The sequence below is a fragment of the Marinomonas alcarazii genome, from assembly GCF_003208215.1.
Classification (GTDB): Bacteria; Pseudomonadota; Gammaproteobacteria; order Pseudomonadales; family Marinomonadaceae; genus Marinomonas; species Marinomonas alcarazii.
In genome coordinates, this window is the sequence record NZ_QKLW01000007.1 from 19064 (window position 1) to 33890 (window position 14827).

Below are 14827 nucleotides of genomic sequence, written 5' to 3' on the forward strand. Positions count from 1 at the left end.
CTGCTCTTGGTCTTTGTTCCCTCCCCTTATCAAGGGGGTTAGGATGGGTTCTACTCTTGGTCTTTGTTCCCTCCCCTTATCAAGGGGGTTAGGATGGGGTTCTGCTGTTGATCTTTGTTCCCTCCCCTTATCAAGGGGAGGGTTAGGGTGGGGTTATGTCCTTGACCTTGGTCCTATAAAACACGCCCTTTCAATTGCACAACATTTGAATCAACCAACTGTTGATCTAACGCATTTTTCGCACTCCACACCAAATCCCCAATGCCATCGGTTGGCTGAAAATCGGTAGGTGCACTAATCAATATCTCACGTACTTTTTCATGGTCAAAATCGTGGCAAGCTTGATCCAGCTCTGCCATCGTTTTTTCGTAATCACACAAAGACAAGAACCGCTCATTAGCCGTCATAATACGCTTATGCTGGGTTTCTTCTACGCAATCGCCAATCAACAACTCTTCAAAAAGCTTCTCACCAGGGCGTAACCCAGTAAACTGGATTTCAATATCGCCATTAGGGTTTTCAGGGGATTTCACTTCTAGTCCAGACAAACGAATCAGATTTTTTGCCAAATCGACAATCTTAACTGGCTCACCCATATCCAATACGAATACATCACCACCCTTGCCCATCGCGCCAGCTTGAATAACCAACTGCGCTGCTTCAGGAATCGTCATGAAATAGCGAATAATATCTGGGTGAGTAACAGTGATAGGCTGGTTTTCAAGAATTTGTTTTTTAAAGACAGGAATAACCGAACCAGACGAGCCAAGCACATTGCCAAAGCGTACCATACAGAAACGGGTAAATTTTTCTTGCTTAGCAGCTTTGTTTGCTTCTGCTTCAGCCAAAGCTTGCAAGCCCAACTCTGCCATGCGCTTGGTTGCGCCCATGACGTTAGTCGGTCGCACCGCTTTATCAGTAGAAATTAGTACAAAAGACTCCACGCCACTCTCAATCGCCGCTTTGGCGCAGTAATAGGTGCCAAAGGCATTATTACGCACCCCTTCGACCACATTGTATTCAACCAATGGCACGTGTTTATAAGCGGCAGCATGATAAACCGTATTTACACCAAACGCCTTCATTGTCGATGCCAAGCGATTAATACGCTGAACAGAACCAATTAAAGGCACAATTCTGACATTAAAAGACTCTTGTTCAATAATTTCGGTCAGCTCTTTGTCTATCTGATACACCGCATATTCAGATACATCAAATAAAATCAATGTACTAGGCTGCTGAGCAATAATCTGACGACACAGTTCAGAACCAATCGAACCGCCCGCCCCCGTAACCATGACCACTTTACCAGAAATATTCGCCTGCATTAACGAAGCAACAGGTTCCACAACATCACGACCAAGCAAATCATCAACGGCCACATCTTGCAGTTCACTTACCTTGGCCTTGCCCGTAACAATGTCATTAAAATCTGGCACAGTCAGTACTTCAACGGGATAAGGCATAAGCTGCTCAATGACTTGCTTACGTTCGGAACGGCTCGCCTTAGGGATAGCCAGCAACACCTTCTCGATATCATATTTTTCAATCAGCTCGCCCACTTTATCGACATGATAAACAGGCACTCCCTGAATAATAGTATTCTCTAAAGATTGATCACGATCGATAAAACCCTTCACGCGATAACTAGACGCCTGACGAAGCGCCAAAGTCAGCTGTCGACCAGTGGATCCAGCGCCAAATACCAACACAGATTCAGAACCTTTTTGTGGCGCTTGCGTCAATAAACCACGGATCAAAACACGAGAGCCACCACACAACATAACCAAAAAAGGGAAGTAAATAATAGGCACAGTACGCGGAATGCTGGCTTCAAAAAAATACGCAAAAGAGGTAATGCTCAATGCCGAAATGGCAGCGCCCACTAAAATCGCACTAAACGCATGAAAAGTTAAATAGCGCAGAACCGCCCGGTACAAGCCAAGCTTGATATTAACCAACAGCGTGACAGCAATAGTACCGATGAGAACAAACCAAACTGCATGCCCTTGGAAGCCGCTAAACTCGCCCAAACGCGCCCAGTAAGCAGAGATAAAAGCAAGGTAAACAAAAAAACTATCAACAGCAAGGCTAATAAGGCGCTTATAAAAACGAGGAAGAGACCAAATAAAATCCAATTTTTTTACCATCATGTACACCTATATGTACTAAAATTAAACATCATGTTTACTAACCATCCTTAAAAACTAACTTCCCCGTAGGTCAGATGAGCCGAGGCACGAGGTGTGATCTGACAATCCTCCCCAATCATTCCCCGTAGGTCAGATGAGCCGAGGCACGAGGCGTGATCTGACAATCCTCCCCAATCATTCCCCGTAGGTCAGATGAGCCGAGGCACGAGGCGTGATCTGACAATCCTCCCCAATCATTCCCCGTAGGTCAGATGAGCCGAGGAACGAGGCGTGATCTGACGCATAACCTAATATAACCAATTACCCGTAGGTCGGCCTTTAGGGCGACAAAAACGTCTATCTACAAATATAAAAACGCAATACTAGAACGCAACCTACACCAAACCTAAGTAAAAACGTTTTACGTAAAACTTGCAAATAATGTGCATTAAAAATTGCAATAAACAATACTTACCCTTTCACTCTATCGCCCGACCCACTGCCCGTTACTGTCTTGATGATATAAGAAAAATACAATTTCAATGACAAACTCTGAATCATCTTCGCATCGGTTTCCGCCAGCAACTCAGGTGTCGACATATCAATATCTGAAATCTGCGCCAACCCAGTAATACCAGGACGCACGTCAAACACGCCTTTTGCATCGCGCGCTTGAGTCAATTCCGTTTGATTAAACAACCCAGGACGCGGGCCAACCAAGCTCATTTCACCTTTTAACACATTCCAAAGCTGCGGCAGTTCGTCCAATTTAGTTTTACGTAAAAAACCGCCCAAAGGCGTAATAGAACTGGTAGAGGCCAAATGACTCGCCACCGACGCCGTATCCACCGACATAGTACGAAACTTCACCAAAACAAACGGCTTTTTGTTACGGCCTACGCGCTCTTGACGAAAGATAGGTGAGCCTGTGTCAAATAAGCCAATCAGATAAATCACCAACAACACAGGTGAGCCACACACCAAGCCCAACAAAGAAAACACCAAATCCAATAACCTAATCATTTCATTCAATCCAATTTTTAATCTTTTTTCTTCGCTGCCAAGGCAAATCCATGCTCAACAGAATAAGGCGGAACCCAATCAAGCGTTTTTTTAGTGTGCTCGATGTCGAGCTGCAAAGACCCAACCAAGCGATCCACCACGGCCTCTTTCTTAAAAAGCTTGTCCGCCAATTTGAAACACCAGACTGGCACAGGGAGCGATAAATTTGCTTTACCCTGAACCTTGGCCATCAAAGCAACCATTTGAGCCGTGGATAAATCATGATCATCCGATACCAAAAACACTTGGTTTGCCGCGTTGGGGTGATCAATACACACCTTAATCAAATCCACCAAATTATACACAGAAACTAAGCTGCGTTTATTCTGATTAATCGATCGAAATGGTAAGGGAAAACCTTTACCAACCAGTTTCATCAGAGACGCAAAATTGGCTTTTACACCTTCACCGTAAACCAAAGGCGGGCGGATAATCACAATCTCCATGCCCGTTTCTTTGCCTAGTGCCAATAACTGCTCTTCTGCTTCGGATTTAGACATGCCGTAAGGGTCTTCTGGGTTACGCATATCAGAAGCCGTAAAGGGTTTACGATCCGAAGTAGATTCACCGTTTACCTTAATCGAACTCAAAAAGATAAACCGCTTAACACCCGCCTCTGCCGCTTGGCGAGCTAGATTTAACGTACCTTCAGTATTGACGACGCGAAACTCAGCAAGCGGATCAGAAGAGGAGTCATTCATGATATGGACGCGGGCGGCAAGGTGGATGACAACCGATACTTTATCCAAAGCTGATATATAGCTAGAACTACCATCCAGCAGCATCTGAAAAAAAGCGTGTCGATTTTGCATTAGAGGTGTGCGTCCAACGAGAACAAGCTCTTTTCCACCTAGCTTTTTTAGGAGTTGGCAACCTACAAAGCCACTGACACCCGTTAGTAAAACACGCGAAGTTATCACTATTGCCCCCCTCTTGGATCAAACCTCTTTATTAAACCCTCAAGAGCTTTTCTAGCCTTTAATGGCAGTAATGCTTTGACTACAGGATAAAAAACTCCGATATGCGCTTTCGCACCTAATGAGAGAGCTCGACACCCTTTATAGCCAATGATTGCTTGTTGCCACGACACTTTCAGACTATTTCTAGCGTAGGTATTATCAGTAATTCTATAGCGAATTAAAGCCTCGGGGATATTTGCAAAATAGGCACCATTTCGAGCACAGCGAAACCATAAATCATAATCTTGCCGCCGCTTTAAGGTTTTTGAGTAAGAACCTGCTTTAAGTACAACGTCTTTTTTGAACATAACAGATGGATGAATTAAAGGGCATGACCATATCAATGCATGAATTTCCTCCATGACGAGGGGCACTTTACGAACGTCAATTGTAGCTCCGGTCGCATCCATGTCTTCAGCATAACTACCAACTATATCAATATGTGGGTTTTGCGTTATAAAGTTTAGCTGACGGGTGAATCGCTCCGGCAAAGCGATATCATCAGCATCCATACGTGCAACTAAATCAAACTTACATAGCTGTAAACCTTCATTTAACGCATACCCCAGACCAACATTATGAGGTAAACGAAGTACTTCAATTATGTCATTGAACAGCTGCTGGAAATAAGTAATAACTCCTTCTAACTCAGACCCTAACGGGCCATCAGCTACTAGTATCAGCTGTGTAGGCTTTACCGTCTGTTCACATAGAATGCTGGATAAAGATTGACGTAACCACTGCGGATTTTCCTTTGCATAAACGGACATTAGCACTGAAAAAGCTATCATCTGAGCAACAGAGCCTCGATGTCAGATTTTGACATACCTTGACCAAGACAAAATCCATAGAGATTTAATAGCTCGAGATATGCTCGCTTTTTAACGTACTCTGGTAGCAATCGATTACTATCGATTATCTGAATCAGATTAGAAGGTACAATTGCGGCCAATATGTTTGCCTTAAAAGATGGCATATCTAAATCGAAATACAAATCAACGCCTCTTTTTTGCTGCTGCCAACCTAACTTGTTTTCCAACAGTTGACGCAACGCCACTTTATTTGTTAAAAGAGAAAAATCAAACTTTGCCACTTGAGGCAAATTAAATACATAATTTGCCAGCGATGGCTCTATCCATGGAAATACAATAGCAGCACCAAGGTAATTAGCTGAAGTGATGGTTTTCCCCATCATACACTGATGATCGTGAAAAGAACCTCGTGAAAAAGCTCTGAAGTCAATGAAAGATAATGCTTCTGTATCAGCTTCTATTTTTGAAAAGTATGCATTTAAATCATAACTTGCACTAATAGGATAAAAACAAGCCAAAGCAGACAAATCTCCATGTGATTCAGCTGGAGAACGTAAATACCACTTAAAACTACGACTAAAAGGAGGAAGTAAACGCCACAACCCTAGCTTAGCCAACCTAAAAGATCGAATCTGATTTTTTGACGGTAAATAACCAAAAGTTTCATCATTACCAAGTCCATCAACAACTAAATAATCAATTGGATTAAAATTATTTTTACTAAAAAATGTCTGTAAACCAAATAAAAAGAACAAAAACCCCTGATCTAACACTGGAGTTTTCATTTCTTTACATGCCGCTAGAAATGTTTCTTTATCAAAGCCCGTTAAGATTTCATCAACTTCGACAAAGTGTGCTGTATGCCCAAGCCTATTACAGGTCGAGGATATAAAATTTTTCAGTTGTTCATCATCACGCCTTAAAAAAGTAATGGTGTCAATTTTTCTCCCCAAGTAAGCATAAGCTAATGCTAAGCTCATAGAATCTTTGCCATCACTCAGTAACAACAAAGGTCGTTTACCACGATCGCCACCACCTAATGTTTCTGAAATTTTTTCTAGCAAAACATCATCATTAGCAATACTATCACCTGCATAAAAATCAGATCGCATACGGTATGGATACATTTTAAAGTCTTTCACACCTTGCTTCGATAATACGCCATTTTGATCAGTATTTAATATGCTATAGGGACAAAGCATATGCTTTGCAAAGGTAGCAATATGCCTTCTACTAATTTTACTTTTCAATTCATCATTACTCATATTTTTGTACCAGTTCACGATAGAGCTGTTGATAGTTAGTAGACATTGCTTTACTACTAAAATGCTCATTTACAACGACGAAGGTGGCATCTGCCATATAATTCTGCTCAACTTTTACTAGTTCCACAAGCTTGTCATATAAGTCATTGTGACTTTCAGTTTCAAAAACAATACATCCGTCCGGGTTCAGTGAGTGTATCTCGTTATGGGGTGCAATGTCAGACAGAATAGATGGTAGACCGCATGCCATAGCCTCAAGAACTGCGTTAGGCATACCTTCAGCACGAGACGCAGATACAAAATAATCTGCCATTTGTAGGTAATCAGACACGTTACTCACTTTACCAAAAAATTTAAACTGCTGATTACCAGCCGCAATCTTTTCGCATTCATCTCTTTGCAGGCCATCACCGATAAAAATCAACATATCCTCAGGATTCTTAGTTAAAAAGCGTTTAAAAGCAGTTGCAACTGTCACTGAATTTTTTCTGCTATCTTTACCTAAAGATGATATCCATACCCTATTTTTTTCGCTAATACCGTATTGTTTTCTAAGAGATGTTTTTTGTTTTATATTGGCACGGTAAAACTTCTCAGTATCTACCCCATTAAGTACTGTAACTGCATCAGTTATATCATAAGTTTGCTCGAGGTTATTGTTTACAGCGTCAGAAACTGCACATACACAAGCTACCTTCCTCAAAGCAAGTGATTGCCTATAAGCCATCCCCCGGCCGATAAAACGCCCATAAGTCATTGCAAAGTCAAGTTGAGGAAAATTACGAACAGTACAAACTACTGGTAATAATTTTGCAAAATTAGACGCAAGAAGATCGCCTCTGTAACCTTGTGAATGTATAACCCTTGGCTTTTCAGATTCAACTATTGCTTGAACTTTTTTTTGAGCTAGAAATAAACCTTCTATTCGACTCAATTTTAGTTGATAGATCCTAATACCCAACATCTCAAAGTCAGCGAGTCTGCTCTGTGTCGGCTCTGGTGAAAGTGTTATTAATACAGGTGTGATATTTTCAGCAAGATTACTTAATATGTAATAAAGCTGAGATGTGGGCCCTGCTTTTTTTAAAGTCGATGTAATGTATAGAACTTTCAAAAATAACCTCTAATAATACTAAATTGCAACCCATCCCTTAAATCTCTCAGAACCCAAGAATGGTGAAGATACAAAAACAAAACTTTCTTCAATAACGGAAAGCATACTTTCAATGCGCTTGACTATTCAAAATCTAATTTCACTTGATTTTTTTTCACTTCAATATCAACACAAAAACTTAGAGCTTCAACTAACAGCCATATAAATCAACTTAAAACTATAACACACCATGAAAATCATACTCACTAAAACCACGCACATAAAGTAAAAAAAACAAATGAATCAGCGCATAAGAAAAAACGAATACAAATGATACTAACTTTTGCTTGAATAAAAACACTACGGCACTAGGTATTATAACTATCTCAACTACTCCCAATAAAGCAGAAACTCGACCAGATATAAAACCCAAATCATGAAAGCCAACTCTAATGATCATTGCACACAGAAGAAACAAACAAATAGACTCAAAAAACCTCACTCTTGTTTTAAGCAAGTCCCAGTAAATAAATAAAAAAACTGAAATCAATAAGTATTTAACATTAATAAAACCTAAATAACCTAAGCTATTTCCATACTGTGAGTTAGCTGAGTAAGCTTCAGCAGAGTCGGCACGTGGCACCCAGCCTGGCAACATACTATTTAAAATAATCTTACCTAAACCTAAATACCCAAACACGAGAGCACCCAAAGTTAAAACAATTATATACCATCGTTTAAACTTTAAAAATGACATAAAAAAAGGTAACAACATCCCAACAGCAGCAGTATGAAAAGTCATTGCAAAACATATTGTAGAAAATGAGTAAATAAAACGTTTTTGAGCAAGAAAAAAAATAACTAAAAACACAAAGCTTGTAGCTATACCAAATCTAATTGCAACCATATAGTTGGTGAAAAAATCATACGAAAAAAATATAAGCAAAGATAAAAGCAAGAAATCAGTAACTTTTTTAACTGCAAAAAAATTAATAAGGGAAGTAACAAAGGCTACCATTATAAAAAAAGAAATACTACTATCAGTAAAAGTACGTATAAAAACTATCAAAACAGCAAAGCCCGGCTCAAAAAAATAATCACCTTCAATAACTTGCTTCAACCCACCATCAAAAACCCCCTTAAATTCAAAAAAAATTGATTTATAGTTTAAATAATCAGCACCAACTTGGCTTGTTCTTAATCCTGCCAATAAGGTTAATGTTAAAAAAACAAAAAATGCGCTTATATCACGATTTTTTCTGTAATCTCTATCACTATGAAATAATGCAAGCACTGCAACAATAAAGAAAATAAAAAAGTAAGGCCCCATATTAAAACACAACCCCAAAAAATAAAATTCAATAAAAAAGCCCTTTTAGAACTACATTTGACTACCCAAGCTTTTAAAAATATTGATTTTTGTTATACCAAGCTGAAATTAAATAAAGCCTATAAATCCAAGAACGAGCAGCTTTTGCCTGCCAACCTTTCTTATCCATATTGTTTCGCATTCTACCAAGAATTTTAGTAAGGTCTGCTTGGTGCCAAAGATTACATTGTTGTATTTCCTGCAGCATCCAGTCCCAGTTTTGTAGGACGATTGAACGGGAATCATAGCTAAACCCCAACTTACCGAGTGCATCTGAGTCGAGGCCAATGCGGTCTTTTAGAATTTTACGGAGGATAAGTTTGTTTTTGAAAGCTTTGCGGTCGAATAGATGTTGTTCGGGCATTTTGGCAAAGTATTCAGAGACCTGTTGATTAGCAAACGGTAATACTAAATTTGAGCTAATTGAGTCGGCAAAGTTACGAGCTTTTCGAATGTGTAATTCAGATGCCGTGACAGGAGTTAAAATACTGGTTTTAAAGTCAAATAAATCCCAGTCTTTTCTTAGCTGGCTTACTTCTTTCCAGTACGAATACACATTCTCCGCATTGGGCAGTATTTTTTGAGTATCGGCAAAACTTAACCCACTCATACCGCACCACTCCGCTGGTGTGCGGATTAAAGGTGAAAACAGACTTTCTGACCTTACAATATGTCGCATAAAACTGGCGTAATGTGTGAGCTTTGACAAGGGTAATACTTTAAGCTCTCGCATAGTAGGCGGTGTCATCATGTAAGAATCATTACCACCCCCATCAATAATATTCGCGCCTTTGAGTTCAGGTAACTGGTGAGCATAGAGTGGATAAGCCAAGGTGACATTGTCGGTGCAAGGGAAAGGCGCATTCACAAAATAGTCATTGATGGCATGTTTATGTTCAGCTTGTAGTTGATCAACTTCGTGTAAAACTTGATGCTTAAAACCCAGTTGTTTGGCGATTTTGGCACTTATCTCACTTTCATCCGCCTGACCTTTTGATTTATGAGTAATCAAAGTAACTTTGTCTTGCCAACCCGCTTTCGCCAAGGCCAGTGCAATGCTGTTACTATCCTTGCCTGCGCTGTGGAATAGAAAACTTGGCTTGGATTCATCAATACGGCTAATGGTCGCTTCGGCCAACATTTGCAGGATTAAATCTTCATCGGGTTGCATTTCATCGGCTTGCAAGCGGTTGGCGTTTAAAAACGGAAATTCGTGGCTAAACTGAATGTCGATTTGGCCATTGACCGTTGACACCTTGGCCTTGTCACCAATACCGAGAATGTAAATATCCTGATAAGCAGTTTTCGGAGGTGGCACAACACCGCTTTGTAATAAAAATGACAAGCCTTTACTACAAACCTTCAATGGCTTAGGCACTCGTACATCACCTAATAACTCAGTCATCGATTTTGAATATAGTAGAGTAGATTGGTCTTTAGGCCAATAAAGATACAACGGAAACTCGCCCGCTAAATCGGACTTAAGAGACAGATCTGGTTGGTTAGGGGTGTGTTGATTAATCATTTAAATCCACTTTTTTAACTACTTTACCGGGAGAACCTACGAAGACAACCATAGACGGTACGTCTTTAGTAACAACTGTATTAGCACCAATTACAGACCCTTGCCCTATCCTAACACCAGCAAGAATAATTGCATTTAAACCAATCCAGACATTATCCTCTATAACTACTGGTTTGCCTTCACTGCTTGTATTTATTCGATTTGAAGGATTTTCAAACGAAAGTTCATGTCCACTTGCATCTAATATTTGAACATTAGCTGCAATCAAACAATTTTTTCCAATTTCTATACTGTTGTAAGCATGCAAACATGCGCCATTTATTCTGGTGTTATCCCCAATCTTGATAATCGCATGCTCCCTATCTGCCATCAACTTAACGGGGGAATACATATTTGCATGATAACCATAATTAAGAGAATTCAAGGTTACATTTTTTCCAAGTGCTATTTTTGCATTTTTTGATATTTGAATAATAGGCTTACCTTTTATTACAACTCCATCACCCACATCAAGGTCTTTTATAAAAAAAACCTTCTTTTTAAAATAAAAACTAATTAACTTAAATAACATTTTACTTATAGTCATCATGATTGTTTTAATGCCTTTCTATAAAAGAAAAATGATAAAAATGATAAAGCAGCCCTTGCCAACAGTAAGGAAGCTATCGCGCCAAAAATACCAAAAAAACAAGTCAATATAATAGTCCATAAGAAGGCAACCGAAGAAACATATAGGGAAATATTTCTACCAATTTTCTCACCTCCAGCGATCATTAAAAAATTTGTATTATAGGTTAAATAAACAAAGCCAAAAAAAATAGCAATCGATAACCATTGAATATAATTCGCAACTTCAAGATTATCTTCACTAAATAGGGATACTGTGATCCATTCTGCCATTATAAAAGTGCTGATGCTTAGCACAAAACCTGATAGCAACATGACTTTTTGAAATATTTTATGTTTATGTAAGTTACGTGAAAGATATGGCAAAAATGTGTTGGATAGAATATAAGCAAACGAAATCATCGCATCGATAACTTTTGTTGCAGCAGTATAAAGACCAACTAGTGTATTGTTGGTAAACAGCCCTAACAAAAAAATCGCAGAATTGTTATAGAGATTTGGGGCAAGCTGACTGGCAAATGCATTATAACCATTTTTATAGGTAGATTTTATTTCCTGAGTTTTTGGTAATATAAACTTCACGTCAAACTGTTTTTTTATTACCAACATCGATACGAGAAAAGTAATAAATGCAGCAATTGCATTAAGCAAAGGGACCAATAGAAAATCGTCGGCTTGTCTTACAAAGAAAAACAAGCTAATTAAAAACATGATATTAGTGCCAAGGCTTAAAAAGGTAATGTATTTCATATCCTCCATACCTTGAAAAAACCAGATAGGGAATAGGCTCTGAAAAACAACAAACGCCATAGTAAATAAATACAAAAACAAGTACTGATTAAAATCGTCAACAATCATCAATATTAAACCAAACGTAACAATACTGATGACAGCTAAAAAAAATGAAGCCATTAAAGTTACAGAGTATATTTGGCTTAATTTAGCCTTATCATCTCTATTACGCGCTATTTCTCTGGTAGCAGTAATACCAAAACCAAACTGAATGACAGCACCGAAATATATAGCTAATGACAAGGCAAAATTAACCAAACCAAAATTAACTAAGCCTATAGTACGCACTAAATAAGGTAGTGTGATCAATGGTATTAGGAATTGAAAACCACGTAACACTACAAGAGAAAAGAAGTTACCTACTAATCTACGCTTATCCTCTGAATTGATTAATTTACGAATCACTTAATCACTTCCAAACAAATCACGGGTATACACTTTATCCACCACATCACTCAACAATTTGTCTTGTCTATTAGCGATAATCACATCAGTTACGTTTTTAAATTCTTCTATATCTTTTATGACTTTCGAGTGAAAAAATTCATTTTCTTCTAATACAGGCTCGTAGATCACCACTTCAATTCCTTTGGCCTTGATGCGCTTCATGATGCCCTGAATGGCCGAGGCTCTAAAGTTATCACTGCCTGTTTTCATCACCAGTCGGTAGATACCCACGACTTTAGGATTACGTTTAATAACAGAGTCAGCGATAAAATCTTTACGAGTTGAGTTGGACTCCACAATGGCACGAATCAGGTTATTAGGCACGTCTTGGTAGTTAGCTAGCAACTGTTTTGTGTCTTTTGGCAAACAATAACCACCGTAACCAAAGCTTGGGTTGTTGTAGTGGTTGCCAATGCGAGGATCTAATGAAACACCATCGATGATTTGCTTAGTGTCTAAGCCATGAGATTCACAATAGGTATCCAGCTCATTAAAATAAGCAACACGAAGGGCTAAATAGGTATTAGAAAAAAGCTTAACGGCTTCGGCCTCTGTGCTGTCGGTAAAAAGTATCTCTATATCGCTTTTTATCGCACCTTGTGCGAGTAAGTTTGCGAACACCTCTGCACGCTCACTGCGTTCACCCACGATGATGCGTGATGGATATAAGTTGTCATGCAAGGCTTTGCCTTCGCGTAAGAATTCTGGCGAAAAGAAAATATTCGACGTGTTGAATTTTTCATTCACGCTTTTGGTGTAACCCACTGGTACGGTGGATTTGATTACCATGACGGCTTGTGGGTTGATCGCCAGTACGTCTTGAATCACACTTTCAACCGATTTAGTGTTGAAGTAGTTGGTCGTTGGGTCGTAGTCGGTTGGCGTGGCAATAATCACAAAATCAGCCTGTTGATAAGCGACTTGCTTATCTAATGTCGCGGTGAAGCTGAGGGCTTTGTTTTCTAAAAAATCTTCGATTTCAACGTCTTCAATCGGTGACTGCTTGTTGTTTAGCATGGTCACTTTTTCAGGAACGATATCCACCGCGATGACGTCATTGTGTTGTGCCAATAACATAGCATTGGATAGGCCAACGTAACCCGTTCCGGCAATGGCGATTTTGTATTTTTTCATTGTGTTTACCATTAATATCAAATGTATTTTGTCGAACGACAAAATCATATCGTTCATTGCAAGTTCATATTCAACAGTCAGATTACGATACATCTTTTGTCGGCCTAAAGGCGCGACCTACATCGTTATAACTCTTTCTGAAAGTCTTTGTACCATTCAACAAATTTGAGCATGCCTTCTTGTATCGTGGTGGCGGGCTTGTAACCTACGGCGTTTTCAAGTTGTGCTGTATCTGCGTAGGTTTTTGGTACATCGCCCGGTTGCATGTCCATGTAGATTTTCTCGGCGGTTTTGCCGCAGGCGGTTTCAATCGCTTCGATGAATTCAGACAGTTGAATCGGCTGGTTGTTGCCAATATTGTAAATCGCGTAAGGCGCTGTCGTGCCTTGGCTCTGTTGCGCTTGTGGCAGTACATTTTGAATGCGTAACACGCCCTCCACAATGTCGTCGATGTAAGTAAAGTCACGCATCATTTTGCCGTGATTAAATACCTTTATCGGTTTGTCGTTCAAAATGGCTTCCGTAAACAACCAAGGTGCCATATCAGGACGACCGCCTGGGCCATACACGGTGAAGAAACGTAAGCCAGTAGTTGGGATGTTATACAAATGCGAATAGGAATGCGCCATCAATTCATTGGCTTTTTTGGTCGCGGCATACAGTGACACAGGGTAATCAACTGTATCGGATTCACTGAACGGAATTTTGGCGTTCATGCCATAAACGGAACTGGAAGAGGCATAGACTAGATGCTCTACTTTATTTTGACGGCAACCTTCTAAAATGGTCATCATGCCAACGAGGTTGCTGTCTACATAGTCGAACGGCGCTTCTAAGGAATAGCGCACACCAGCCTGAGCGGCTAGGTGAATCACTCGCTGGAATTGTTCTTTTGCAAATAATTGCGCCATACCGTCACGGTCAGCGAGATCGATTTTCACAAAACGAAAATTCGCGTAAGGCAAAAGCTGGCCTAAACGGTGCTGCTTAAGCTCTGGCATATAATAGGTATTTAAATTGTCTAGACCGACCACATTATGGCCTGCTTCTAGCAAACGTTTACAAACGTTCATACCAATGAAGCCTGCGGCTCCGGTGACTAAATACTTCATTTAATTGTTTCCATATTCTTTGAAATCTTGCGGTTTATTACTCGTTCATTTTTACCGTCAGACGCCTCGTGCGTCAGATCACGCCTCGTTCCTCGTCTCATCTGACCTACGGTTTTGTCGCTTATGTTTTTACTTCTTTGCGCAGTTGTTCTATTTCTTGTTCTAGGGCTTCGTATTCGGCGATTTTTCTTTGTAAAAAGCGCTGTGTTAGGGTGACTTTTTCTTCTATGCCTTTTGGGGTAAGTAGGTATAAGTAGCCGGTTTTGTTGGCGCTGTTTTTAAAGTTGTCTGCTTTTATTGAGCCTTTTTCTATTAGCGCTTTTAGACAAAAGTTGGCTTTGCCTAGGCTGATGCCCAAACGCTTTGCTAGCTCTCGCTGGCTGAGATCTGGGTCTTGCTGCAGTTCTTTTAGAATTTTGTAGCGGTATTCGTCGGTTAGCATGTTTGCACCTTGGTGATGCGTAGTAACGAGGAAAAATAGGCGTGGAGAGGTGTAGT

General features: G+C 39.8%; 13 protein-coding genes. All 13 read right to left on the reverse strand.

All coding sequences use genetic code 11. The features are described from left to right. Positions 1 to 173: 173 nt before the first annotated feature. The 13 genes from DFP75_RS13650 to DFP75_RS13710 all read right to left on the reverse strand — a co-directional run bounded on the left by DFP75_RS13650 (position 174) and on the right by DFP75_RS13710 (position 14771). Entirely contained in the window at positions 174 to 2153 is a 1980-nt protein-coding gene (locus tag DFP75_RS13650; RefSeq protein ID WP_110576610.1) for a polysaccharide biosynthesis protein, read from the reverse strand. Between the two features lie 450 nt (positions 2154 to 2603). After that, a complete protein-coding gene (locus tag DFP75_RS13655) occupies positions 2604 to 3155 on the reverse strand; it encodes a sugar transferase (protein WP_110576611.1) in 552 nt (183 codons plus the stop codon). Positions 3156 to 3172: 17 nt separating this feature from the next. Continuing rightward, positions 3173 to 4114 carry a UDP-glucose 4-epimerase family protein gene (locus DFP75_RS13660; protein WP_110576612.1) on the reverse strand — a complete coding sequence of 314 codons (942 nt, stop codon included), beginning with the start codon at positions 4112 to 4114 and terminating at the stop codon, positions 3173 to 3175. Continuing rightward, entirely contained in the window at positions 4114 to 4944 is an 831-nt protein-coding gene (locus DFP75_RS13665) for a glycosyltransferase (RefSeq protein ID WP_110576613.1), read from the reverse strand. Before DFP75_RS13665 ends, DFP75_RS13660 begins: the two co-directional genes overlap by 1 nt. Continuing rightward, entirely contained in the window at positions 4941 to 6230 is a 1290-nt protein-coding gene (locus tag DFP75_RS13670; protein ID WP_110576614.1) for a hypothetical protein, read from the reverse strand. The genes DFP75_RS13665 and DFP75_RS13670 overlap by 4 nt, the downstream gene beginning before the upstream one ends. Continuing rightward, positions 6223 to 7344 (reverse strand): glycosyltransferase family 4 protein, encoded by a 1122-nt coding sequence (locus tag DFP75_RS13675; protein ID WP_110576615.1) that lies wholly within the window; start codon positions 7342 to 7344, stop codon positions 6223 to 6225. The genes DFP75_RS13670 and DFP75_RS13675 overlap by 8 nt, the downstream gene beginning before the upstream one ends. 217 nt (positions 7345 to 7561) lie before the next feature. Next, positions 7562 to 8653: an EpsG family protein gene (locus tag DFP75_RS13680; protein ID WP_110576616.1), complete on the reverse strand. Its 1092-nt coding sequence runs from the start codon at positions 8651 to 8653 to the stop codon at positions 7562 to 7564. A 73-nt stretch (positions 8654 to 8726) separates the two neighbouring features. Then, on the reverse strand, positions 8727 to 10217 hold the full coding sequence (locus DFP75_RS13685; RefSeq protein ID WP_110576617.1) for an asparagine synthase-related protein: 1491 nt from the start codon (positions 10215 to 10217) through the stop codon (positions 8727 to 8729). Then, positions 10210 to 10806 (reverse strand): acyltransferase, encoded by a 597-nt coding sequence (locus tag DFP75_RS13690; RefSeq protein WP_110576618.1) that lies wholly within the window; start codon positions 10804 to 10806, stop codon positions 10210 to 10212. Before DFP75_RS13690 ends, DFP75_RS13685 begins: the two co-directional genes overlap by 8 nt. Next, on the reverse strand, positions 10803 to 12041 hold the full coding sequence (locus tag DFP75_RS13695) for an oligosaccharide flippase family protein (RefSeq protein WP_110576619.1): 1239 nt from the start codon (positions 12039 to 12041) through the stop codon (positions 10803 to 10805). Before DFP75_RS13695 ends, DFP75_RS13690 begins: the two co-directional genes overlap by 4 nt. Continuing rightward, on the reverse strand, positions 12042 to 13217 hold the full coding sequence (locus tag DFP75_RS13700) for a nucleotide sugar dehydrogenase (protein ID WP_110576741.1): 1176 nt from the start codon (positions 13215 to 13217) through the stop codon (positions 12042 to 12044). It abuts the gene before it with no gap. Positions 13218 to 13342: 125 nt separating this feature from the next. After that, the gene (locus DFP75_RS13705; protein ID WP_110576620.1) at positions 13343 to 14329 is read right to left on the reverse strand and encodes an NAD-dependent epimerase; all 987 of its coding nucleotides are present in this window, start codon (positions 14327 to 14329) and stop codon (positions 13343 to 13345) included. Between the two features lie 121 nt (positions 14330 to 14450). Beyond that, positions 14451 to 14771 (reverse strand): MarR family EPS-associated transcriptional regulator, encoded by a 321-nt coding sequence (locus tag DFP75_RS13710; protein WP_110576621.1) that lies wholly within the window; start codon positions 14769 to 14771, stop codon positions 14451 to 14453. Positions 14772 to 14827 lie beyond the last annotated feature (56 nt).